A 25,145-nucleotide genomic window follows, 5' to 3' on the forward strand; every position below is an offset into this window, starting at 1 on the left:
ATACTCTTACCCTCTCGGGCCAAAAATGTCTCTATAAATCAAATATAAAATTAAATACCAGTATAATTATGTGGAGTTATTGCGCGAAGTTCCTTCTTTATATCTTCACTCACCTCCAATGTTTCTATGAAATTCTTTATTGAAGCCTCGTTTATAGCCTGGTTAGTACGTGTAAGAGCCTTCAGCGCCTCATACGGATTAGGATAAGCCTCACGGCGAAGAATTGTCTGAATAGCCTCAGCAACCACACTCCAGCAGTTATCCAAGTCCTCATAAATCTTATGCTCGTTCAATAACAGTTTGCCAAGTCCTTTCAGCGAACTCTGTATCGCAATAATAGTATGACCGAAAGGAACACCGATATTACGCAAAACAGTAGAGTCAGTCAAGTCACGCTGCAATCTTGAAACAGGAAGTTTTGACGACAAATGTTCGAAAATAGCATTAGCCATACCAAGGTTACCTTCAGCATTTTCAAAGTCTATCGGATTAACCTTATGAGGCATTGCGCTCGAACCAACTTCACCGGCCTTGATTTTCTGCTTGAAATACTCCATTGAGATATACTGCCAGAAGTCGCGGTTCATATCAATCATTATAGTATTGATACGTTTCATCGCATCAAATATTGCCCCCAGATTGTCATAGTTCGAAATCTGAGTAGTATATTCCTCACGTTCCAATCCCAACTTTTCTGCAACAAACTTATTACCGAATTCTTTCCAGTCAAACTCAGGATATGCCACATGGTGAGCATTATAATTACCAGTAGCCCCACCGAACTTGGCAGTAATGGCACAAGCTTTCAGTATATCCAGCTGACGGCGCAATCTGTACACAAACACCATAATCTCTTTACCCAATCTTGTAGGCGAAGCAGGCTGTCCGTGAGTCTTCGCAAGCATAGGAATATCCTTCCATTCCTCAGCATATGCGGCAAGCTGGTCAATAAGTTTCTGTATTTGCGGATAATATTCCTTCTCCAGAGCCTCTTTTATAGACAAAGGCACAGAAGTATTATTGATATCCTGCGAAGTCAATCCGAAATGGATGAACTCCTTATATTTTTCCAATCCCCCAAGCTTGTCGAACTGTTCCTTGATGAAATATTCCACAGCTTTCACGTCATGGTTAGTAACGCTTTCTATTTCTTTGATACGCTGAGCGTCAGCCTCTGAGAAATTACGGTAAATATTACGCAATGATTCGAAACGCGCATGATCGAAACACTTCAACTGTGGCAACGGAAGTTCACACAAAGTAATAAAATACTCTATTTCCACCTGCACACGATACTTGATCAGCGCATACTCAGAAAAATATTCAGCCAAAGCTCCCGCCTTGGTCCTATACCTGCCGTCAATAGGAGAAACAGCAGTGAGTAAGTCAAGCTCCAACATTGTTTTTCAGTTTTTTCTAAATTAATGATCATTAAAACTTCGCAAAAGTAATGCTTTTTCCCGACTTAACCACCCTAAAAATGAAAACTTTAGTAATTATTACACAAATATCCGGTTTTTCATAACAGCAAAAAACCTGCTGATTTTTCCAAACATAGCATCAACATAAGCTAAAATATCATAAAAACGGAAGAATACAATTAATCAAGATATATAACCGTCTGAAATAAAGCGTACCTTTGCATCAGAAAAAAACGAACATAAAATCAAAAAGACAATGGAACTTCCAAACGATCCGATGATGCTTTTCAGCCTCATCAACATGAAGCTTAGAGACTTTTATCCCTCGCTCGACTCTCTTTGCGATGATTTAAGCCTTAACAAAGAGGAAATAATATCACGTCTTAAAGACGCAGGATTCGAATACAATGAAGAGATGAATAAGTTCTGGTAAATCACTATTCCCGAAAAAGACAACCATTTATTTTATTTAATAACAAAATAATACCAATGAGCAATTGAGAATAGCATATTTCTCCAAATACTCATTGGTATATTTAGTTTGCGGACGTAAAAAGTTATTTTTTTACAAGCAAACATATGTTAGTAAAAAACAAGCAAGCATATTAATTGCAGTTTCAGCTAACAAGCAAATTGATCTTATACCTATGAACTATAATATTAATGAAGCCCTGTATCACATTTTGTTATATTAGGTTTAGATGCCCATTCAGTATTTTCTCCGCTTTTTACACTCTTACTTTTCTGCTGGTATATTGGCGATTCACTAAAATCCTTAGGACCAGGCAAGAAGAATGAATGGTGCAGGCTGTACATTATACGTTCTTTCTGTTGTTCAGTAAATTTATTGGCATCAGAAACAGCATAATCCATTATATTAGTAGAACGGAACACTTCTGGCTCCACACTATTATTACGCATTACATTCTTTTCGTATCCATCACTTCCTATTGGACCTATAGGACCATTTTTACTAATCCATGAGTTTAGTCCTATCATATATTGGTTTCTGTTGTATGGTTTTGTGTCAGTACAATAGTCAGTATCCAGTTTTGGAGAGCTGCTGTTCTCATTGAATGCATGATAAAGTGCAAGGAAGTGACCAAGTTCATGAGCCAATGTCATTGTAATATCCTTATTATTATAGTTTTCTCCCTCTTTCTGCATTTCATAAATGTAGTTATTGTTTATACAAATACAGTGCGGGTAAGGAAAGTCATATGGATTTCCGTTCGAAGGACAAGTTGTGCAACCATCCAAAGAATACGGTTCAAGAAATATAGGGAATTGCGATATACCTATTATATACTGTTGGTCTGTTGTATATGTATAGATAAATACATTAATATATTTGTCATTATCCCAAAGCATTTCTTTATATTTAGGATCGCCACTTGCCATAAAATCCTCCGGATTAATATCATTATATGATATTTTTTCTCTGGAAATACCTTTTTCAGGCATTGCTTTTCCTTCATTATCTTCTTCTGCCATCACAAAGGTGACAGGCAAACCGTTGTCTGCATAATATTTATTCACGCCCTCCAATATAGTTTCAAGATGTCCAGGTCTTACATATTGTTTTTCATCAGATTCGTCTTTGTAAAGTACATGAAAAACTATAGGAATTTTATATTCATGGTCTTCGCTGAACTCAATAGACTTTTGTGATACAAGCAAATCCACTGTACCCGATGCCCCTGTAATATTAATTTTTGCGTCGCGGTCATTCTGCCATAAATTTTCAGAAAAATTTATTTCAAGTTGGTTTTTTTCTGCATTCGCACTTACCTGTAGCCAATGGTTACTTGAAACAGCTGTTTGCCATGCACCGGCAGGTATTCCGTTTTCTGTCAGATTTACAGTTAGAGAACCTCCATTCGCATCAAGCCCCTCAGCTATTGTTATGGCCTCTTCCGGCAATTTCATATCATTGCCCTCATTGTCCGAGCACGAATATATCACTGGTGCCAGAGCAAGCAAGGTTGTGTATAATATATGTTTCTTCATTGTAGTTTTGTTATTATTTTAATTACTAGGCCTTAATTACCAGTTGACAAGGCTTTAGTTACCATTTTTTCCTAATGTCTGATATCAAATATCTAAAACCTCGTCAACCTGTCATCTTATTTATATTCAAATGTTATGCTTTGATTAAGCGGACATTCCACAACGTTGTCTGTTACGAAGTTTGATGAGTTTTCACCTGCTCTGCTTACAATAAGCACTACTTTCACATTCTGCATGTCGGCAAACTTGAACGCCCCCTGTTCTATGCAATGATGGAACTCCAGAACTTCGTTGCCTTTGCTTGTATCCTTGCCGGCCATTATGTCACCAAATATAGGTTTGGTTGCAGACACATAACGTACCAAGTGGTTGTGTTTGCTGAAGTCATACATAGCATCAAGTTCCGGAGTCGTACCGATTTGCTTTTCAGAACTTACCAGATTATCTTCGATTACCCACACAGCCATACGGTATCTTCCAGCCTTGTTTACTTTAACTTTTGCAGAAACACTTATGCCTTTAGTAGCATCTCCCGAAGTTGCTGCCGAGATTGCGCAGCTTGCTTCCGACTGCATTTCGCTATCCACAGCCTTTTTAATAGTATTTGCAATTGTTTCCGGTGTGTCTGTAGCATAGACCCCTATACCTTCATCCGCTTTCAAGTTCAGAACTGTTGAAGGAACACCGCCCACGTTACCTCTGGTGAACAGCTGCAAAGCCACAACATCTGTTGAAGGTGTGAAAAACTCATCTTCACCCTTTACTCCGTGAACAACAGTAAGCACTGCATCACCGTTTGTATTCAGCTTGCTGAATTCATTTATCCCTACAATCATTTTCGGGCAGATGTTACAGTCAAGACTTGTGCCTTCTGTAACCAATACTCTTTTACGGAAACCGTCATATTTGTCAGAGTCGGTATCCTCCGGAAGTTGCAGTTTCTCTTTCACAGCTTCAATTGTTATTTCCGGTGTCAGCTTACCCTGATAACTTGCAAAAAAAACATATTTCCCAGCTTCGGAAGATTTAAATGAAAGTCCTTCATATACTTCCGATTTTCCGTTTACTTTCTGGTATATTGTAGATTGTGCGGTCACGTCCGCTCCTTCCATAGTAACGGTGAATAATGTCTCTTCCTGTCCGTTGTTCAAAATGTATGCTTCCGAAGAGTTCAGTTGTAATCCTTCCTGTACGTTTCCGTTACCTGGATCATCGTTACTTGAACAGGCTGTCGCCATAAATGCCGCAGCCAGTCCGAAAAATAAATTCTTAAGTTTCATGTTTTTTTGTTTTTATGTTTGTTATTAAAATGATGATGTTACAGTCAAGTTAGCGCCTGTATATGCCGGTGTATATCTGCAAACCCCACCTGAACATACATATCCGGCTCTATTACGGCCATAGCTCAATTGTAATCGCGTATTCTTGCGTGTGTAGCTCACTGAACCACTGTAATAGTGTGTATCAGTAGTTCCAAGATTGTACATATCACTAACAGAAAAGCTCCATTTTGGAGCAAAACTGAACTCAACAAGAGCCGCAACCCAATCTTTTTCGTAGTCCTGTGAATACAGATACTGCAACTCGGCACGGATTGACTTCTTACGGTCGAATTTATAAAGGCCGTCCAGTACGAAGATGTTCGACAGATAAGTCTCGTCGTCAAAACCTAAAGAAGGATTCCATTCCTGTACCGATACAAGAAGCGATGTCTTGAACTTCCTGTTCCATTGACGTTCTACATCTGCATTTATATCACGCCACAGCAGACGTGATTTCCCTGTAATATTCTTATTAGAATAAAACATGGAACCATTAAAATGCAGATTCCAATACTTACTTCTATCCTCTTTTGAACGAATGGAGTAGTATATATCCAACTGTCCTCCACGCTCACCGTCTCCTTGCACCTGATATGGATTAAGATTTGCAAGCATATAAGTATATTGTCTGGTGAGAGCTGGTAGATAGTTCATCACGTTTCCAACTCCTCTACCATTACGCGCCAGAGTTGTATTCATGTAATTAAGTTCACGATATGTCCCAAGCACAGACAGAGCTTTATAATTATATCCTATTTCAGCCAGAAATCCATGTCCCTGCACAGGCTTAGAAGCATTAAACGACGCATCTTTACCTTTTCCAACATATTCTGCAGCCATATTAATCCCTTTATAGTCAAAATTCAGCCTTGCGGAATATAGATTCAGGTTATCCACAATCAAGGCATTGGAAGCATCTTCAGGCAATGCTTCGTAACGGTTCACAACACTTCCTTCCAGATTAAGCAATCCGCTATTCCATCCAATAATATCAGATACCGATAAACTCAGGTCAGCTCCTCTTATCCAGGAGTCAGCATAGGAATCATAAAGTCTTGGACGCCCATACAATCCCTTTACACTGACATAGTTCTTGAAGTTATAGCTTGCGTTTACACCTTCTATAGAATTGTTTATTCCTAAAGTTCTGTCTTCATAACTTCTGAAAACAAGTCCGGAACCGAACTGTTCAAAAATATCACCTACTCGAAAAGCAAAATTTTCATCCTGCCATGATGCATACTTTATTCCTAATATTGCTTTCTTTCCACTTCCATACAGACCGATATCATATCCCTGCAGTGTAGGGAGATAACCTTCCAACTGTATTCCTGCACTGAATTTACCTAAAGTATAATCAAGTTTCAGATAGTTGTTGCTACCGAACCTGTCGTCAGGATCTACTGAGTTTTCTTTATTCAGTCCATTATCCTTAACATAATATATGCTGTTTGACTCAAGACTCCCTGTAAGATATCCCTTCTCCTGCGAAAATAAGGGAAGTGAAGTAACGCATAGCAATGTAAATATCAGTTGTCTCATTACTCGCTTATCTCTTTAAGTTTCTCAAATAACTCATATTCACTGCCGGGTGTATATCCGGTATGTGAATATACAATCTCACCCTTAGCATTTACGATATATGTTTGTGGAGTCAGAGATACATTCATAGCACGCTTCAGATCCTGGTTCTTGTCGAACAGACATATAAAGCCCCATTGAAATCCCTGAGCCATTGAACGCGCACGTGATGTAAAACGGCTGTCATCTATTGATACTGCAATTATATTGAAGTCTATTTCTTCCTGCCATTCTTCCATAACCTCATTAAGTGCATTCAGTTCAGTCATGCATGGCTTACAAGTAACCCCCCAAAAAGACACAATAGCAGGTTTTCCCTCAAGTACATCTTTTGTGTTTACAACATCACCGTTAATTTTTTCAACCTTAACATTAGGCCATACACTTTGTGCAAAACTATAGTTTGCTATCAACAATAGTATGACCAACAAAAATGAGATTTTCTTCATTTCTATAAATCTTTACTAAAATTTGTTACACAAATACCTCTTCATTAAAACGAGTAAAACAGTAACGGCACATTAAACCGCTACTGTTTTCTGATATTATATATTTTTTAATAATCTCACTGAGCATTCGCTACAGTATAAGGCTTATGATAAACCCTTTCTGGAAGCACATCTGCCTTTGGCAAACGGGTTCTTCTCAACATACCATTACCTTTAACTGGTAATACTTTATATTCTCCTGGTACAAATAAATGTGATGCACGACTCTTGCTTGCGCGACTTTCTGCATCAGACTTCCTGGTCAGAACAATATTGCCATCAACCTTACAGTTCCAGCTCCATGCACCCATATTCATTTCCTGTGCAAATGATGGAGTGAATACAAAATTGTTTTTCTCATAAGGTTTGATTGTCAATGTATTTCCATCTTCAGATAATTCACAAGGGAAATTATACTGACTGAAATCTGTAGCATAATCTTCATTGTAACCATATAGGCTTATACGGTTTCTCCATGCTTCAAACGGATCAATATATGTGGTATAGAAACCTTCATCATCCATTTCTGAACTTACAAGTGTAATGCTGTTGTCAGCTCCTATCTTGAAGAACAATTTCGGACCATAATCCTGGAACAGTTCGTCAGTATCATATGCAGAATATCCCGTATCACCGAACAGGTCAAGAGGAGTCGCGAATTTAGTTGATATTTTGTCATAACAGAAACCTGTACCTACCATCCAGTTATGGCCGATATATTTATCTTTATATTTTTCCTGACTTGTTTTAAATTCCTCCCACAGTTTATCAACTTCAGCTTGTGGATTTTCGTTTCCTTGTTTCTTGAAGTATTCTATAAGGTCTGCTTTTATTTCCTCAGGAAGAGTAGTGGTATATCCTGCCGGTTCTTGTCCGATAGTGACATCAAATGTGGATATCATTCCACTTTCTCCCGGACGCTTAAGTGTTCCGGTCCATTCACCTTTAAGCTTCTCAAACAATTCGCTCTGTACAGGAGTTTCTGCCTCCCATTTGCCAGATCTTGCTCTGTATTGAGGTCCGTCATAGAACAATTTTGTCGATTCGTCTACATTATACGACATCAGTGCCAACCAGCTTTCCTTATCATCCTGTGAAGTAAATCCTAATATATAGCCTTCATCGCTGTTGATTTTCTTCAATATATCCGAACCGTTTTCTTCATTTACAACGGTTCCGTACTGTCCAATCATTTGAGCCACTTTGGTATCCATTTCCTCTCCTTCTATTCCGTTCAGCATAGGAAACCATTCACTTGTATAGTTCATAAGATATCTGAAAGCATAACAATCTTTGTTAGGGGCTTTCACTTTGAACATAACCACAAACGGATCACCATTTGCCGACTCAACGGCTTCTACCGTAAGCTCAGCTTTAGGATTTGTAGATTTAGGAATTTCTATACCTGTCATCTTGTAAAGACTACGTATAGTAGCATCATCATTGTAAACAGCAGAAACAAATAAAGAATACTTTTTGTCAACCTCCACATCAAATGCCACTTCTATTTCTTTAGACGACTCATATCCTCCACTGAATATCATAGATTCTATACCTCTTTCACCATCTACATATTTAAGGAGTTTCTCCATATTTTCACCTTCTTCTATAAGGTTATATTTCATTGTCTGCACACCTTCTTCCGGTGTCATTTTCATAACCAGCGTCTTTTCGCGTACAAGAACCTTTTCTATTTTTACTTCACCGTTTCCTGGAGCCGGCAATTGAGTAAAGAATCCCTGACGCATGAACATCTTAGGATATGTACCCATATCCATTCCTCCCATTGACATTTCTACTGAAGTTACAAGTTCGCCAGATAAATAAACTTCCGACGGTGCAACAGGTGAAACCGGATTTTCAGTTGCTCTTGAACTCGCCTGAGCATTAATTTCTGACATACCTCCAAACATGAATTCGGAAATATCACCATTCTCTTGACATTCCCATATAATAAGCTGGTAGCTTGTACCTGGATTAATCTGAGTTATCAAGTCAGCCTCCTCTATAGGATCGCTGCCAGTTCCTTCTCCCCAATTCAAAACCTTATCTTCATTGTATGCTCCAGTATACATACTGTGTCCGTTCTCAAATGTAATAGTCTTAGGACCTTTGAATTGTGGTAAAGGCATACCCTGGCCTTCTCCCATAAAATCACCATCAGCCATATAACTAAAGTCCTTGTAGCCATAAAGTTCTTCGTTAGTTCTATAAACTTCTGTAGGAACTATACTCACTTTATAATATGTATCATTTGGTACTTCAACATGGAATGTAACCTTAAACATATTTGCATCCACAATTGTCAGAGGCTGAGTATATACAGGAGTTTTTAATGACACAGATTCCACCTTATAACCATCATCAGCTCTGAACGCAAAGAATACTGTGTAATCCTTATTTCCTTCCAGACCATAAATATTTATTTTCTGAGCATCATCTTCAATTTTCACTATACCATCAACTTTATTTTGAGCTTCAGCATATATAACAGCTCCATCAACTGGCGTTGCATTAGCTCCTTCAACTACCTTATAAGCAAAATCCAATGCACCTGCAACTTTCACATCTATAGTAGCAGATGTCGTGAAAACCTGACCTTCAGGTGCAGTCAAAACTGCATTGATGTTATTAACCGATGTTGCTTGCTGTGTCTCTTCATTTTCCTTACATCCCCAACAAAGCATCATAAGCATACACGTTAGGAAAAGTGTCTTAATAAATTTTTGTTTTTTCATTTTTTGTTTTTTTTGAGTTAGTTTTATTTTGAGTTTTGCAAATATTAAAATTGAAAGTAAAAACTCTCATTTAAAATTAGATAAGTCTATTTTTGAGATGCCAATCAGATTATTAAATGTCACTTTATCAGCATTCCAATTCTCAATTTTTATTGTATGAACATCTTCTGTTTCTTTATAAATATGAGAATTCTGTGATTTATAAATTTCCAAAGTACTATTGTCTCCCCAATTTACAAAACCTGCTACCATATTTTCTCCAGATATATCAGGAAGCAATGCCTTTTCTCCAATAAAATCATATACAATAGTTTTTACATTGCTTTCCATACCAATTTCATCATCTTCTTTTTGTAAAGGCACAACTTCAGTTTTATCCGAGAATAAAGTTATATTATTATCAGACAAACCTAATTTGAAAATATATTTCATTCCACGTTCTATCTTTATTGATGGTAAGATAACCTGATAACTTTGGTCATCAATAGAGAATGTCATTACTGTTTTTTTACCGTCAGATTCAAATGGGATAGTAAATGTTTGCGGTAAATCAGAATTCCATCCATTACCGACAATTTCTTTTTCTGTTTCAACAATGATAGACCCATCCGTCTCAGGCGTAATCACTCCTGTCTCAATATTCAGGTTACCTTTGACTTTAAATCCATCACCACTAACAGTTATACTATGCAAAATTCCACTTCCTTTATAATTATCCCCTTTAATAATATTAACAGCAATCGCAGACATTGCATGCGACATATTTAACTTTGCCTCAGGATTTTTCAATGAGACCAAAACTCCTTTACCTGAGTACAAATAATCAATTTGTTCATTTGCATCAATTGACACGTAAGAAGCAGATGTTATATTCTCATCAAACGGATAAAATGCATAAACAAAACCTGAAATATTTTCATTCAATTTAATTTCAGGTTGAATATTCCATTTTGACTCTGTAAAACTTGCAATTATATTTCCTTCTAATAAATTATTAGAACTAATTGTATTATATTCTTTTACAAATAAATTCATTCGATCGCCATCAACAAAAGCTGTTTTAGCAGTACGAGAGTTTATTTCTGTAGAAATAGACAGTATTACATCTCCTCCAGCTGGAGGATTCTCATCATTTCCTGAAGGATCGTTTTTATCACTACAACCAACAATCACACCCAAAAGGAATATATATGGACAAAATATTGTAAACTTCATAATTTATTCACTTAAAATAATTGATAATTCTTTCTCTTCGTAATCATCTTTTAAATTAATAATGTATTTACCGTAAGGATATTCCTGAGTATTTATTTCCAATGGCTGATTTTCAAAACTACCATCTTTTATAATTACTCCATTTTCTGATTTTATTATATACTCTATTCCTTGTAGTGAACTTAATCTTAAAGTTTTTGTTAAATTATCATATTCTAAAGAGGTTGCTTCTTCTATTGATTTTATAGCAGGTAAATTTCCTGTAATCTTGATATTAAAGCCTTGTGAAATAGAAGCATTTATATCTTCGTCTGTAACTACAATTTCTACATCATAACTGCCGGCTGTATAAGATAAAGATTGCGAAGTATAAATCTCATCACCAACTATCTTAAATGGCACAGTTTCATATACTCCATCTGATTTATATTTACCTCTTATTGAATATGAATAAGTATGTCCTACTGCGCTTGTTTCTACAGATATCTTTCCTACAAATACTCCAGGTCTTTGACCAGACGGCGCAGACAGTTGTGTAACATTAATATTTAATGGTCTGTCACTTGGAGCCGCAATTCCAATGACAGCTCCTTGCTGATCTGAATAATCCATACCCATAAATTTGTCTCTCAAAGCATTAAGATTAAAATATGAGTTTCCATATCCTCCCCATCCCCAGTTTACATGAAACATTCCGGTTCCATCATAACCATCTAAATTAAAACAATGCCCTGCATTATTCTTTGTATCAACTCCATTATATACAACAGGGCGGCCTGCTCCAAGTTCATTTATTATCAACTGTTCCCAGTTTCCTTCATATTCATCTCTCCAATAGTATTTCACGTTATTATAGGCAAAATGAGTTTTAAGAGCATTTTCAACTAAATAAGTATAAGTACCTGAAGCATCTAAGCCATATTGCATTTCAACAGATACACCAAGATGATATAAAAGACGTGAAACTTCTGCATAATTATCTTTAGATCCATCAGATATATTATCCCAATTATATGGTTCTTCATTATCATAATTAAATGATTTTATGGTTGCCATTGGTGATGTCGTAGTAAAATTACCTACCGGTCTTGCAGGATGTTTTGTAACAGAGAGGGCTTGACCCATAGCAACAGCTACACAACCAACCAAAGCCTTACTACTTCCTAATGCAGGACATTTTGCATTAAATGGTTCTGGTTGATTCCAATTTACATTTATTATTGGTTCTATTTTTGTACCTATTGAACGTGAACGTATTACGGATTTATAATACATTTTATTCCACTCAACAAGTGGATTGAGACTTTTTTCAGATATTTTTCCAATACGCATATTGTAAAGTCCTACATAAAATTCCATATTATCTGGTAATTGGGAATTTTTATTCAGTTTTCCATTCAACGAATATGCCAATAGTGGTTCAAAAGAATCATCACTCGACATCAACATCCATCCTTCTGGAGCTAAATGTATCAAATAAATATTTCTTTTTATCAAATCAATACTACTTACTCTGTAATTTGTAACTCCAGTCTTCATGTATAAAATTTCTGAAGCAATTTCTGAAACATGTGTTGGATCTACACGCCGCGCAAAAATTAAATTTGCTATCGACATTAGTATGCATAAAAGATAAATTTTTCTCATGATATTCAGGCAACTATATAAACGATACAAAGGGACATGAAAATACATGCCCCTTTTTTGTATATAAAAAAGATTGTTATTTACTTAAAACAGGATTTGATAAATTAAACCAAGTATATCCAGTAAAGTTTTCTGTTCCTGCTTCAAATAATGCAGCAGCCAATCCAAGGCCTTCTTCTTTTATTGTGATACTTTTTATATCTTCGCTTACCTCCCACTCCAATGTATCAAAAGACAAGTTATTTCCTTTTATAATACAAGAATAAGCATCACATACACCTAAAGGAGCACCGAAGTTCAATCCTTCTGCTAACAATTCACCTGTAGGCATAGTCAGTGTAATCTTTTTACTTGCTATATCAAAAGAATAATTCATAGTGAACTGTAAGTTTACACCTTGTAATGCAAATCCTAGAATCATTTCTTTTTCATATTTTGGATTACTTTCTCCATAAATAGTTATAGTAGCATCGTAAGAAGTTGCACCAGCAGTCAATTTCCACTTACCTCCAAGTTTTTCGTAGAAATTAGCGTCATTATCCTTTATTGTTACGATACAGGCATTAGCAGACTCATCAATAGTAGCTCCATTTGCAGACTCTATTTTAACAACGAATGTTCTTGCTTCATTGATTTCTTCATCATCTGCTAAACTAAATTCTGCACTGATAGTTTTATCTTCTGCTGATATTCTCAAAGTATTATCTGTCAGAAAATAGTTTACATTCTGTTTTGCAGGATTATTACCATATTCTTCAACCTTTAATACGATATCAACAGCTCCATTCTGTTCTCCGGTTACATTGATAGGAATTTGAATTATACCATCACTTTCCTTTACTGTATATTCTGAAGTAGCAAATCCTACTTTGGCATCGGAAGTGTTCATTACTATCTCATCTTCTGCACATCCAACAAACATAACAGACGACAATAGTAAAGCTCCTAATATATTTTTCTTCTTCATAAAATTTCAATAATAAATTTAATAACCTTTGTTTTGTTGTCCTTTTAATTGTGGATTGGTTTGCATTTCAGCAGAAGGTATAGGCCAAACATATCTATAATCTTTAACACTGTATGATAAACCTTTACCGTTTACAGCCAATATTGATTCTACATCTGGATTTTCAGGATGACTTACACCTCTTTGGAAACCAAGTCCCCATCTATTAAGGTCTGCAAGACGGAAACCTTCTCCTATAAGCTCTTTTTGACGTTCCGTACGGATTTCATTAATAAGAGCCTGTCCAGAATAAGTTGTTCTCTGGTAACCCTCAATTCTTTTTTCACGTAAATCATTCAAATACTTATTTGCCTTATTTTCATCTGTTGTTGATGCAGCTTCGGCTGCGATCAAATAAAGTTCAGCCAATCTGAATGGTTTACTCATATTCACGAAGTTTGGATCAGATCCAGTTTTCAACTCATCGTTACCAGGATATTTATTAAATACTACTGTGCTATATGTACCACCTTCTACAGACAAGTTCCATGTATCAAAATATACCTGTGAGCGTATATCATTTTCTGCATACATAGATATTGTCTCATACGATGGTATATAATCTGCAGAGTTGAGTTTAGTTCCAAGATAAGTTCCACCTGTTGAATTTCCTAATTCTGTATTTGTCATGTGGATTTTCAATATAGCTTCATTTGTTTTATCTTCTTTCCACATTTGTTTAAACTCAGAAATTTCAGCCAAACTATAAATTCCTGAATTAATAACTTCTTCAGATTTTGAAAGTGCAGTAGCATTATCACCCTTATATAAGGCTATTCTAGCTTGAAGGGCTTTTACAGCGTTAGTTGAAAGATATATAGCTTCAGGAGCAAGATTTTCATTATTTTTAGCTTCATACTTAGCCAATCCGTTTAATGCATCTGTCAAATCCTCATCTATAAACTTATATGTATCATCCTGAGAGCTTCTTCCCGGATATTTTGTTAAATCACCTGTTGGATCATAAGTCTTAACTATAGGAAGTCCCATAGCTTCAGCTGCACCAATTTCTGCTGTGTATGGTTCGCAGAAACGTTGCATTAAAGAAAAATAACTATATGCACGGATAAACTTTGCTTCAGCTTCATATCTATCAAGTTCTATCAACTCGTCTTCATTAAAGGAACTGCTATTCCTCAAATTATCCATTTTCTCAATTATATAATTCGCAGAAGTAATAACAGAATAAAAAGCAGCCCAGTATGATTCAAATGTACCCTCAGCCGATGTAAAAGTACCAGCATGAACAATACCATTTCTATTACCGTAACTTACAGTAGCTTGAAATTCATCTCCCTGTAAATCTGTAATATACACATAACTACCTGTAGTCATACCTTTCAGGCTATTATATAAACCGTTTCTAAAACGGTAACAGTCATTCAATGACTGAATAGCCGTAGTATCATCCAATGATCCGTATGGCTTTACTTCCATATCACATGATGAGATAAGTGCACCGGTCATTAATAATGTAAGAAATATTTTTTTCATAAATGCTCAAGTTTAATTAGAATGTTAGTTCAACACCAAAAACATACTGTTTTGTATTAGGATAGAAGAATTTAACCAAGTTAGAATCTGGTTCTGGATCATATCCGGTAAATTTGGTTATAGTAAGCAAGTTTCTACCGGTAAAGAATACACTCATATTCTTAAAGAAACCAGTCTTGGACATTACTTTTGAAGGCAATGAATACTGAACTGTAATATTCTTCAAACGAAGGAATGAGGCATTTTCAACCAAATGATCATCAAACTGAATAGCCTGATCATATCTTGGAATATCTGTTATCTGTCCTGGAGTAGTCCACATATCAAGCATCGCTGTAGTCTGGTTAAAATCAGCAGCCTGACCTGGATTTTCCATGAAGTATCTATCATTACTCATCATATATTTCTTAGCAGCCCATGCAAAATCTGCATTTACACTAAGGCCTTTCCACATAAACTGTGTACCGAAACCACCTGTCCAAGGAGCGAATTGATCTTTACCCAAAAGAACAGCATCACGTTCTTCATTAAATACTTTTGTAATATTTCCATCTTTATCATACCACATCTGTTCTCCTGTATTAGGATCGACACCAGCTCTACGAACGAAATAAAGTTCTCCTACAGAATGACCAACCTTATACATTAATCCATAATCAGGCAATGCATATTCATCACGTCCATTAAACAGTTCAGTAATTTCGTTTTTATTATAGTTAAAGTTAGCGCGTACTGACCAGTAAAAATCTCTAGATTTTAGTATATCATAAGAAACACTTACGTCAACACCTCTATTCACCATAGAACCAATATTACCATAACCTGAACCATAACCTGTTGTATAAGAATAAGGTATCTGCATCAACATATCTGTTGTCTTTTTGTTATAAAATTCCACATCAGCTGATACACGATCGAAAAGTCTAAAGCTTAAGCCAACATTTGTTGAAGCTACAGTTTCCCATGTCAAATCATAGTTACTTGGCTGACTTATTCCTAGAGAAGAGCTACCATTATAGTTACTTCCACTACCCAACAGACCAAAATACATATAATCATCAATACTAGAGTTACCTGTAGTACCGTAACTTGCTTTCAATGATAAATTATTCAACCAATCAACATCACTCAAGAAGTCTTCTTTCTTTAAATCCCACATTGCTCCTACTGCAAAGAAATTAGCCCATCTATTATCTGGTGCAAACTTCGAGCTACCATCTCTACGGAAAGAGAAGTCCAAATAATATTTAGAATCATAATTATATGAAGCATTCAAGAAATATGAATTGAATATAGTTTCTACCAAAGAATGAGACAAATCACCTATACCTACTGTTGTACCTTGCGTAAGTTTCATCTGACGAATATCTGTATGACCTTCAGTAAATACTCCAAAACCATTAGTTCTAGATATTATAGATTCCTGACCAAGCAAAGCAGAGATATTATGTCTGTCTATATTAAATTTATACTCAGCGGTATTAGTATAAGTAAAAGAATAATATCTTGAATAGCTTTCCTGTCTATATCCTGTAGCTCCTTGATATGTATCACCCATAGGTGTTTCAAGAGTTTCAGTAGGGAAACCTTGATTAGACAATGTATAATCATATGCATCAACAGACTGTTGAGCTCTCAAAGTCAATCCTCTTACAGGAGTAAGTTCTTCATACAAATTAATATTAGCGCTTACACGTCTACGCTGAACATCTCTATTGCTATTTATATAACCAGGAGTTGGCATCTGTGAATAGTGCAGATATTCTGCTTTATCACCATATACAATATTCTTATTTTCATCAAAATGATAATAATATGGAGAATCAAATGGCATTGCCATTCTCGCAAACATCGCAGGGTTAGTTGCATACAAACCGCTAGCATTAATTTCATTATTCTGCTCATACTGTGTAAAAGCAAGGTTCGACTGCAAGCCAACTTTCAACCAATCTTTCACTCTTGAATCCATATTAAATCGTAAAGATTCACGACGTACACCTGACTGATCAATGATACCTTCCTGATTCATGTGGTTCAAAGACAAGAAATAAGAGATTTTTTCTCCACCACCATTAATTGAAGCATCAAGATTATAAGTAGGAGCACTACCATCAAAGATCTCATCACGCCAGTTAGTACTTATACCATAATTCTGAACCAGATCCTTAATTTCCTGTGAAACCGGCTGATTCATCATTTCACGGAACTTAATATACTGCTCTGAGTTCATCATTTCAGCACCATCTGCAACGATAGAAGAGAAACCAAACTGAGCTCTCAATGTAACATTAGCATCTTGATTTAACTTTCCTTTTTTACTGGTAATTACAATAACACCGTTAGCAGCACGAGAACCATAAATTGAAGTAGAAGCAGCATCCTTCAAAACTGTAATGCTCTCAATATCATTAGGATTAAGCGAGTTAAAAACAGTTGAGCTAATTGGTGCACCATCCAATACAAACAAAGGAGTGGTTCCTGCATTGATAGAGTTAACTCCACGCAAACGTATAGAAGCAACTGCCGTAGGGTCACCTGAACTTGACAAAACTGAAAGTCCAGAAACCTGACCAGACAAAGCATCAGAGAAGTTGGCAGTCGGTACATTTTTTATTTTTTCATTTCCTACTGCTGCAATAGAACCTACAACAGAACCTAGCTTCTTACCAGAACCATAACCAACGACAACAACCTCATCAAGTAATTCTGTATCGGAATGTAATACGACATTAACCACCGGTTTAATATCCACCTCCTGAGATTTCATTCCGATGAACGAAATAACTAGAGTTCCGGCCGAACTTGGAACGTTAGTAATAGTGAAATTACCATCAATATCAGTTACAGTACCAACAGTAGTACCTTTAACCAATACAGATGCACCCACTACTGGTAAACCGTCCTCGTGAGAAGTGACAGTACCTGTCACTTTAGAGACCTGAGCGTTTACCAGACCTATGCCAATAAACAGGCAGGTCATTAACAGCATCAATTTTCTTTTCATAAAAATCTCTCTTAAAGTTTAACTTTACATTAATAAAAATTTGTTCTCTCTAACAGGTCGCAAAAGTAATAATAAAATCTGAATATTTTTCTCTTTTTTCAAGCAAAAAGTCGTCATTCCCTGCTTTTTAACACTTAAATTGACAAATTTCTTCTAAAAAAGCAAACGATTACATGTTTTACATCATAAAAAAAGCATTTTGATAGTAATCTGATGTTTTATTACAATTCGATACTTAATAATATCACTTATTTTATTCCTTGAAAGATTATATGACACTATATTCATTATTTATAAATCAAAAAGTATTATGCAGAAAATTTGTTTTAAACTAGTTCTTAATCGTGAAAATAACCTAAATGCAAACTCTACGGCTATGGTGGAAATAGAAGCAAAGCTACTTTCCAACAAAGTTTACTTGCCTACAAATGTATTTCTTAAACCTAAGTTTTGGAATTTCAGGAAACAGGAAGTAATGCCTTCACACCCTAATCATGAGTTATTAAATAGGTTTCTGGAAGAACATTTACTAAAATTAGAGTGGAAAGAACTTCAAATGTGGAAAAATAATACTCCACTTACACTTGAGCAATTAATCAATGCCGATATTGAGAATACTAATATAAATGATGGAGCATTTATAGATTTTTGTAAAGGATATATTAATACCAGCAGAAAAAGAGATAGTACAAAAAAGAATCTTATGACAACTGTAAAACTCATAAACATATTTGACTCTGGTACGTCTTTTAGAAGTATAACATATGAATACATAATGGAATTTGAGAAGTTTCTTACTTCAAGAAATTATAAAATTAACACTATTATCAAACACATCAAGCATTTAAGAAGCTTTTATAATGAAGCAATAAACCAAAAATTAATAAAAAACGATGAAGATGCATTTAGAAGATACAAAATGTTAAAAGGTGAGTCGAAATATACATTCCTTCTGCCTGAAGAGCTTCATAAATTGGAGACTCTGTCATTGTGTGGAAAAAACAAGAAAATGCTGCATACGCTAGATGCCTTTCTATTCTGTTGCTATACAGGACTAAGATATTCAGACTTCTGTTCGTTAACTAAAGAGAATCTAATCAATATTGATAACAAATTATGGTTAATGTATAAATCTGTAAAAACAGAAGTCGAAACTAGATTACCATTATATCTTCTTTTTAATGGTAAGGCAATATCTATATTAAAAAGGTACAGTTGCGACATAGGCTCTTTTTTTAAAATAAATTCAAATTCAAGTATTGACAAGGAGCTAAAGAGAATAAAAATGTTGGCAGGTATCAGTACACATATTTCATTTCATACTGCCAGACATACAAATGCTACTTTACTTGTATATAAAGGTGTAAACATTACTACTGTACAGAAATTATTGGGACATAAGAATATTCGTACTACCCAGCATTATGCAGACATTCTTCCGCAAGGTATTGTGAATGATCTGGAAAAGAATGCTTGAAGAATATTATAGATCAAACGTACGCACATTCAATCTAAAACGTGCGCACATTCGATTCAAAACGTGCGCACGTTTTATTTGAAACATGCCCACGTTTTTTTCGAGGTATAAGGATGTAAGAAAACGTACAATAACGGTCGAACACTCAACCTCTCTTTTTAATATTTTACGCCTCAAAGGATTTAGTTATCTTATGCCGAATTCAATATAAAAAGAGGTATAATACAAGCATTTCTAACATAGTGAAAAATAGATATACTATTTATATAAATATTTTGTAAATAAGTAAAAGTTCGGCCGGAACTTTGGTTATTTCATTTATCGGTATGAAAACACAGGAAGTGGCAATTCAAAAGATTGTTAAGGTGGAATTGCATTCTGACTCGGAGCTATTGGATGAAGTGACAGTTGTAGCTTATGGTACCAAACGTAAACAAGACCTGGTCGGTTCTATCAGTAGTGTTAAGAAAGAAATTATCAGTAACTCACAAGCGACTTCTGTAACAAATGCCTTGGAAGGAACTGTTGCAGGTCTGCAAATTGTAAGTTCAACAGGTCAGCCTGGAAGCGATGCCAGTATAGTTTTACGTGGTATTGGTTCTCTATCGGCAAGCAATGAAGCTTTGATTGTAGTTGACGGAGTGCCTTTTAATGGTAGATTGTCTGATATAAACCCTGCGGATATTGCTTCTATTAACGTATCAAAAGATGCAGTGTCAAACTCTTTGTATGGTTCGCGTGCTGCAGGTGGAGTAGTAATGGTTACAACTAAAAGCGGAAGTAAGGATAAAGTATCTATAAACTTTAATGGTACATGGGGTGTGACTCAGCGTGCTTATAAGGATTACAATATGGTTACTGATCCAGGAGAATTTTACCGTTTGACATGGTACGGTATTCGTAACACTCAATGGGCAAGTGGAATGTCAATTGAAGACGCAAATTTGGAAGCTAGTAAATTGTTGTTGAGCGAATTAGGAAATTACAATGCCTTCATCATTCCTGAAGGAGAATACTTGGTGACACCGGACGGAAATTTAAACACAAATGCTCGTCTTCGTTATAATGACACTTTTGCTGACGCATTATTTAATAATGCTTTCCGTCAGGAGTATAATGTATCTGCATCAGGTGGTAATGATAAGACTGATTATTATGTATCTATGGGATACTTGGATAACGATTCTTATGTATTAGGTTCTTCTTATAATCGTTTTACAGCTCGTGCAAATATTAATTCTCAACTGAAGTCTTGGTTGAAAGTAGGAACAAATGTTGGTTACTCAAAAACCACACAGAACGGAGTGCAGGAAGGGGCCGGATTAGCGTCCAATCCGTTTAGTGTAGCACGTTCTTGGGCTCCAATCTACCCGGTTCATGCTTATGATGCAGAAGGAAATATGAAATATTATGAGAACGGAGAACCTATGTACGATGCCGGAAATGGTGAAACAGACGGTACAGGAAAGCGCCCTACTGCAACCAATCAGAATGTTATAGCAAACATGAATGAAGATATCCGTGAAAATGTATATAACAATCTGACTTCACGTTCGTATATAGAAATATCTTTCCTGAAGAATTTTAAATTTACTGCAAACTACAGTTATGATTTTACCAACAACAGTTCAACTACTTATTATACACCTTTAATAGGTGATGGACAGTCTTTTGGTGGTCGTGGTACAAAAGGTAGTTATAACACAATTACTACAAACTTTAACCAGATTTTGGCTTATAGTAACGCATTTGGCAATCATCATTTGTCTGCAAAAATGGGCCATGAGGCTTATAAATATGAATTCAAATATCTGGAAGGACAGAAAACCAATTTCTTCAATCCTAATAATCCTGAACTGGTAAATGGTGGTCAGATGCAATACATCGACAGTTATACAGTTGACCATAATATAGAAGGATATTTTGTTATGGCAGACTATGACTACGATAATAAATATTATCTTTCTGCTGCTTTCCGTCGTGACGGTACATCACGTTTCTTGAATCGCTGGGGTAACTTCTGGTCAGTAGGAGGTGCTTGGCGTATCAGCAAGGAAGAGTTTATGAATGGTACAGAATCATGGCTTAACGATTTGAAACTACGTGCATCATACGGTACTCAAGGTAATGAAAACATCCTTTCAGGATATAGTTATGCCTATACTCCTTACATGGATCAATACGAAGTTACTTGGAATGGTTCTGAATTGGGATATTCACCTGTATTTTATGGTAATCCGGACTTGACTTGGGAAAAACAAAATACTTTTGACGTAGGAGCTGATTTCCGCTTGTTTGACAGAGTATATGGTTCATTCGAATATTTCTACCGTAGAACAGACGATATGTTGTTCAAACGTCCTGTAGCTTTCTCTACGGCTGGACGTCCTTATAATTGGGAAAACTTAGGTGCGATGAAAAATGCAGGTATCGAATTTGATTTGAATGTTGACATCTTCAACAGACCTGACTTGAAATGGACTGTATCTGTAGTGGGTTCTCACTATAAGAATCGTATCTTGACACTGCCTGAAGAGAATCGTAAAGATGGTATTACCGATGGCTTGTTCAATTTAAGAGAAGGAAAAAGCCGTTATGAATACTATACTTACATGTATGCAGGTATGAATGAAGAAGGCAAGCCAATGTGGTATAAAGATGAGCTAAATGAAAACAATGAAGTAGTAGGTCGTACAACAACTACTACTTATGCAGATGCAACTAAATATTTCCTTGGTAAATCTGCACTGCCTGATTTTAATGGTGGTTTGAATACTACATTCTCTTACAAAGGTATTGATCTTTCTATAGCTACAGCTTTCCAGATTGGTGGTTATGCTTATGACTATTCTTACTTGGATGGCATGAGTCAATCATTCTATGTAGGACATAATAAAGATATGTGGGATACTTTCAATCCGGAAACAGGAAAAGGTAAATTACCTATCTGGAATGCAAATGATAGTGGTAATTCATTTACTCAATCATCAGATCTTAATCTGATAAAGGCAAGCTATTTCAGCATACGTAATATTACTTTGGGATATACATTGCCTAAGAACTTGATGAAAAAAATAAGTGTTGAGAAAATGAGGATTTATGTAACCGCAGATAACTTCGCACTATGGTCTAAACGTCAAGGTTTTGATCCTCGCGTTTCTATGGCTGGTGCAAGCAGCAGTTATGGTGGATATTCTCCAATGCGTGTAATTTCTGGAGGTATAAACCTTTCTTTCTAACTTAAAAATATATTATAGTATATGAAGATAATGAAATATATGATACAGGCACTTATTGCCGGAGGCCTGTTTACATCGTGTCTTGAAGACGCTGACGTTACCGCTTATTTAACAGAAGATCAACTGGGTAGTGTAGCTCAGGAGGATCCGGACAAGACATTTTCGGCAGCAGTGGCAGGTATGTATTCTGACATGCAAAGTTATGTTGACACAGATATGAGTCATAATTATTTCGGCCAGAAGAGTTTTGACTATCTGACATCACTGATGGGTAATGATATGATCATGACTGGTCGTTTCGCTATGAGTCTATATCATTATATGATAGATTACTGGCAGCAGAATTATACACCGACAAATAACAGATGGAAAGAATACTATCGAGTAATATCGAATGCCAATAATATTCTAAAACTTATTGACCCGGAAAGCAAAGACCCGGCTAACTTGAAATACAGAGCTATTGCTATGGGATTCCGTGGTTATGCTTACTTGTACCTGACATATCTGTATCAGTATTCTTACTATACAGGTGTAGATGGAACCAAGTGGGGACGTGGATCAAAATATGATTATTCCCAATCTCCGTGTGTACCGCTTATAACCGAGAAAACAGAAGGAGACCAGCCTCGTGCCACTGTGGCACAAATACATGAGCAGATAAAAAACGACCTTACTACATCATTTAATCTGTTTAAGGAATTAGGAATGGAACGTACTTCCTCACCTGTTGACATGGACGGATGTGTAGTAGCTATGTATTTGGCTCGTGCATATATGGTTACTCAAGAATGGGATAAGGCTATAGAGTATGCACAAGTAGTAATAGACAATTTTGATATATTGAAAGGTGAAGATAATTTACTACAGGGATTCAGTAATATAAACTTGCCTGATGTTGTTTACGGATGCGATGTTACAGCTGATAATACTACTATATATATGTCTTATTTCTCACAGATGGATGCATACGGTGATGGGTATGCCGGTATCGGAGTATGGCGTGCTGCCTTCAAACCGCTGGTAGACCGTATTGCTGATAATGATATTCGTTTGAAATGGTTCTGTTGTGATCGTTCTACAGGAACTGACGTTAAAGGTGAAGACGGTACAATTAAGCGTGTTACAATGCTACGTGACACCAAATCACCTGCAGCGGTAGAATATCAGGCTGTGAAATTTATCGGTACGGGTCGTGAAAACATCAAGGCAGGAGTATCTGCCGGATGGGAATTAGGTGATTATATTTACTTGCGTTCGGAAGAAGCATATTTCATGAAAATGGAAGCTTTGGCTCATCAGGGATCTAACGAAGCTGTAAAAGAACTCAATGAATTTATGAAAACCCGTCAACCTGATTATGAATATACATTTAGCAACAAAGCTGATTTGATTGAGGAAATAATATATCAGAAACGTGTTGAGTTTTGGGGTGAAGGTCTGGAATATATTGACAACCGTCGTTTGAATATTCCTGTTGACCGTACAGATGAAACTTGGGGTGCTGAAAACAACAATCATTTCTCTGCTGCAAAATTTAGACACGAGCAGGAAGATCGTAATTTCCTTTATCAATTACCTATTTCAGAAATAGAGAATAACTCTCAGATTTCTTCAAGTGACCAAAATTGATATCAATAAATGAAAGTATATAGTTTTCATAGTTAAAACTATTTGAAATTATATACCGTAGTCAGCCTGTAGAGGTTAAAGTATTCCAGTCAAAAAACTTTGGAATGATTTTAACTCTACAGGCTGTTTTATGTATTTATTCTATTATAAGATGTAATAATAAACATCTGTAAATTATGTCTATTCAGTTAGTTATCGCATCCATTCCAAAGAAAAAAAGAGATATACTTTAAATATCATTTCATAAAGCAAAATCTTTATAGCTTCTTTCCATTGTTTCTTTTTTCCGCTTATTATTGATACTATGTAAAATAGTTTTTATTGTTTCCATACCATAAAATCTGATTATTTCATCAATTTCTTGTTTATTACCATACTTAAAAACGCGCTGAACAACCCATTTCTTATTTCTTATCCAGTTAATTTTTCAACCCTTGTATCCCCAAACAACGCAGGACTCAACTTTGACAAATCAGGATGTTTTGTAAGTTCCTTTTCTATCAAATAAGCATAGACTTGATAATTCGTATGTATTAAAAATAGCCTTCTATTCCTAGAAGAGAATGCCTTTTCTATATCAAAAGACTGTTGGATAGTAAAGTTTCGCGTTCCTTTTATAATTCACTTATCTTTCACGGATATATACCGTTTTTTCCAGAGAGATGCTTTTGAGTTAATCCGCAATTTTCTCAAAATATGCTCCCAAATCTTTCCTGCTGGAGTTCTTTAGGATTTAATGCTTCGTACATAATGGTTATAATGTAAAAATAAACAATTTCTATGCTTCTGTCGCAGGTTTTCAAATATGTGCCGACTTTGGCAAGTAAGGCTCTGTTTTGTATTAATTTCACAAAACAGTATGACCTGATTA

17 protein-coding genes are annotated in these 25,145 nt (G+C 35.8%); 4 read left to right on the plus strand and 13 right to left on the minus strand.

All coding sequences use genetic code 11. The features are described 5' to 3' along the window. Positions 1-50 precede the first annotated feature (50 nt). Positions 51-1,397 carry an adenylosuccinate lyase gene (gene purB, locus NW213_RS13860; RefSeq protein ID WP_154043345.1) on the minus strand — a complete coding sequence of 449 codons (1,347 nt, stop codon included), beginning with the start codon at positions 1,395-1,397 and terminating at the stop codon, positions 51-53. Positions 1,398-1,677: 280 nt separating this feature from the next. Between purB and NW213_RS13865 the strand changes: the two genes are divergently transcribed. Next, the gene (locus NW213_RS13865) at positions 1,678-1,854 is read left to right on the plus strand and encodes a DUF4250 domain-containing protein (protein WP_235328320.1); all 177 of its coding nucleotides are present in this window, start codon (positions 1,678-1,680) and stop codon (positions 1,852-1,854) included. A gap of 227 nt (positions 1,855-2,081) precedes the next feature. Here NW213_RS13865 and NW213_RS13870 read toward each other — a convergent pair whose 3' ends face one another. The 10 genes from NW213_RS13870 to NW213_RS13915 form a co-directional block, all read right to left on the minus strand. Further along, complete coding sequence (locus tag NW213_RS13870) at positions 2,082-3,431, minus strand: zinc-dependent metalloproteinase lipoprotein (RefSeq protein ID WP_258323131.1); 1,350 nt, start codon at positions 3,429-3,431, stop codon at positions 2,082-2,084. Positions 3,432-3,547: 116 nt separating this feature from the next. Further along, positions 3,548-4,711, minus strand: a complete 1,164-nt coding sequence (locus NW213_RS13875; RefSeq protein WP_258323132.1) for an Omp28-related outer membrane protein — start codon at positions 4,709-4,711, stop codon at positions 3,548-3,550. Between the two features lie 24 nt (positions 4,712-4,735). Further along, positions 4,736-6,295: a DUF6029 family protein gene (locus NW213_RS13880; protein ID WP_258323133.1), complete on the minus strand. Its 1,560-nt coding sequence runs from the start codon at positions 6,293-6,295 to the stop codon at positions 4,736-4,738. Next, positions 6,295-6,783, minus strand: coding sequence for a TlpA disulfide reductase family protein (locus NW213_RS13885; protein ID WP_235328312.1), 489 nt, complete (start codon positions 6,781-6,783; stop codon positions 6,295-6,297). Before NW213_RS13885 ends, NW213_RS13880 begins: the two co-directional genes overlap by 1 nt. A 116-nt stretch (positions 6,784-6,899) precedes the next feature. Next, on the minus strand, positions 6,900-9,560 hold the full coding sequence (locus NW213_RS13890; RefSeq protein WP_258323134.1) for a hypothetical protein: 2,661 nt from the start codon (positions 9,558-9,560) through the stop codon (positions 6,900-6,902). 66 nt (positions 9,561-9,626) lie between these two features. After that, a complete protein-coding gene (locus NW213_RS13895) occupies positions 9,627-10,775 on the minus strand; it encodes a fimbrillin family protein (RefSeq protein WP_258323135.1) in 1,149 nt (382 codons plus the stop codon). Between the two features lie 3 nt (positions 10,776-10,778). After that, positions 10,779-12,422 carry a C10 family peptidase gene (locus NW213_RS13900; RefSeq protein ID WP_258323136.1) on the minus strand — a complete coding sequence of 548 codons (1,644 nt, stop codon included), beginning with the start codon at positions 12,420-12,422 and terminating at the stop codon, positions 10,779-10,781. Between the two features lie 76 nt (positions 12,423-12,498). Next, complete coding sequence (locus NW213_RS13905; RefSeq protein WP_258323137.1) at positions 12,499-13,389, minus strand: Calx-beta domain-containing protein; 891 nt, start codon at positions 13,387-13,389, stop codon at positions 12,499-12,501. Between the two features lie 18 nt (positions 13,390-13,407). Continuing rightward, on the minus strand, positions 13,408-14,922 hold the full coding sequence (locus tag NW213_RS13910) for a RagB/SusD family nutrient uptake outer membrane protein (RefSeq protein WP_258323138.1): 1,515 nt from the start codon (positions 14,920-14,922) through the stop codon (positions 13,408-13,410). 16 nt (positions 14,923-14,938) lie between these two features. After that, a complete protein-coding gene (locus NW213_RS13915) occupies positions 14,939-17,926 on the minus strand; it encodes a TonB-dependent receptor (RefSeq protein ID WP_258323139.1) in 2,988 nt (995 codons plus the stop codon). 310 nt (positions 17,927-18,236) lie between these two features. Between NW213_RS13915 and NW213_RS13920 the strand changes: the two genes are divergently transcribed. From NW213_RS13920 to NW213_RS13930, 3 genes are all read left to right on the plus strand, one after another. Next, on the plus strand, positions 18,237-19,403 hold the full coding sequence (locus NW213_RS13920) for a site-specific integrase (protein ID WP_258323140.1): 1,167 nt from the start codon (positions 18,237-18,239) through the stop codon (positions 19,401-19,403). 281 nt (positions 19,404-19,684) lie between these two features. Then, complete coding sequence (locus tag NW213_RS13925; RefSeq protein ID WP_258323146.1) at positions 19,685-22,642, plus strand: SusC/RagA family TonB-linked outer membrane protein; 2,958 nt, start codon at positions 19,685-19,687, stop codon at positions 22,640-22,642. A 21-nt stretch (positions 22,643-22,663) separates the two neighbouring features. Continuing rightward, complete coding sequence (locus NW213_RS13930) at positions 22,664-24,274, plus strand: RagB/SusD family nutrient uptake outer membrane protein (protein ID WP_258323141.1); 1,611 nt, start codon at positions 22,664-22,666, stop codon at positions 24,272-24,274. 241 nt (positions 24,275-24,515) lie between these two features. Here the strand turns inward: NW213_RS13930 and NW213_RS17030 are convergent, their stop codons facing one another. Together NW213_RS17030 and NW213_RS13935 are read right to left on the minus strand one after the other, a co-directional pair. After that, on the minus strand, positions 24,516-24,698 hold the full coding sequence (locus NW213_RS17030) for a hypothetical protein (RefSeq protein ID WP_375338156.1): 183 nt from the start codon (positions 24,696-24,698) through the stop codon (positions 24,516-24,518). A 265-nt stretch (positions 24,699-24,963) separates the two neighbouring features. Beyond that, positions 24,964-25,145, minus strand: a 182-nt coding sequence (locus NW213_RS13935) for a hypothetical protein (protein WP_258323142.1), incomplete at its 5' end; no start/stop codon positions are given.

Source organism: Bacteroides sp. ET336 (assembly GCF_024733815.1).
Taxonomy (GTDB): Bacteria; Bacteroidota; Bacteroidia; order Bacteroidales; family Bacteroidaceae; genus Phocaeicola; species Phocaeicola cellulolyticus.

Excerpts from the sequence above, each read along its gene's own strand:
- NW213_RS13865 (WP_235328320.1), top strand. The coding sequence starts at position 1,678 with ATGGAACTTCCAAACGATCCGATGATGCTTTTCAGCCTCATCAACATG.
- NW213_RS13910 (WP_258323138.1), bottom strand. The coding sequence starts at position 14,922 with ATGAAAAAAATATTTCTTACATTATTAATGACCGGTGCACTTATCTCA.
- NW213_RS13875 (WP_258323132.1), bottom strand. The coding sequence starts at position 4,711 with ATGAAACTTAAGAATTTATTTTTCGGACTGGCTGCGGCATTTATGGCG.
- NW213_RS13900 (WP_258323136.1), bottom strand. The coding sequence starts at position 12,422 with ATGAGAAAAATTTATCTTTTATGCATACTAATGTCGATAGCAAATTTA.
- NW213_RS13885 (WP_235328312.1), bottom strand. The coding sequence starts at position 6,783 with ATGAAGAAAATCTCATTTTTGTTGGTCATACTATTGTTGATAGCAAAC.
- NW213_RS13880 (WP_258323133.1), bottom strand. The coding sequence starts at position 6,295 with ATGAGACAACTGATATTTACATTGCTATGCGTTACTTCACTTCCCTTA.
- NW213_RS13920 (WP_258323140.1), top strand. The coding sequence starts at position 18,237 with ATGCAGAAAATTTGTTTTAAACTAGTTCTTAATCGTGAAAATAACCTA.
- NW213_RS13895 (WP_258323135.1), bottom strand. The coding sequence starts at position 10,775 with ATGAAGTTTACAATATTTTGTCCATATATATTCCTTTTGGGTGTGATT.
- NW213_RS13905 (WP_258323137.1), bottom strand. The coding sequence starts at position 13,389 with ATGAAGAAGAAAAATATATTAGGAGCTTTACTATTGTCGTCTGTTATG.
- NW213_RS13930 (WP_258323141.1), top strand. The coding sequence starts at position 22,664 with ATGAAGATAATGAAATATATGATACAGGCACTTATTGCCGGAGGCCTG.
- NW213_RS13870 (WP_258323131.1), bottom strand. The coding sequence starts at position 3,431 with ATGAAGAAACATATATTATACACAACCTTGCTTGCTCTGGCACCAGTG.
- NW213_RS13915 (WP_258323139.1), bottom strand. The coding sequence starts at position 17,926 with ATGAAAAGAAAATTGATGCTGTTAATGACCTGCCTGTTTATTGGCATA.
- NW213_RS13890 (WP_258323134.1), bottom strand. The coding sequence starts at position 9,560 with ATGAAAAAACAAAAATTTATTAAGACACTTTTCCTAACGTGTATGCTT.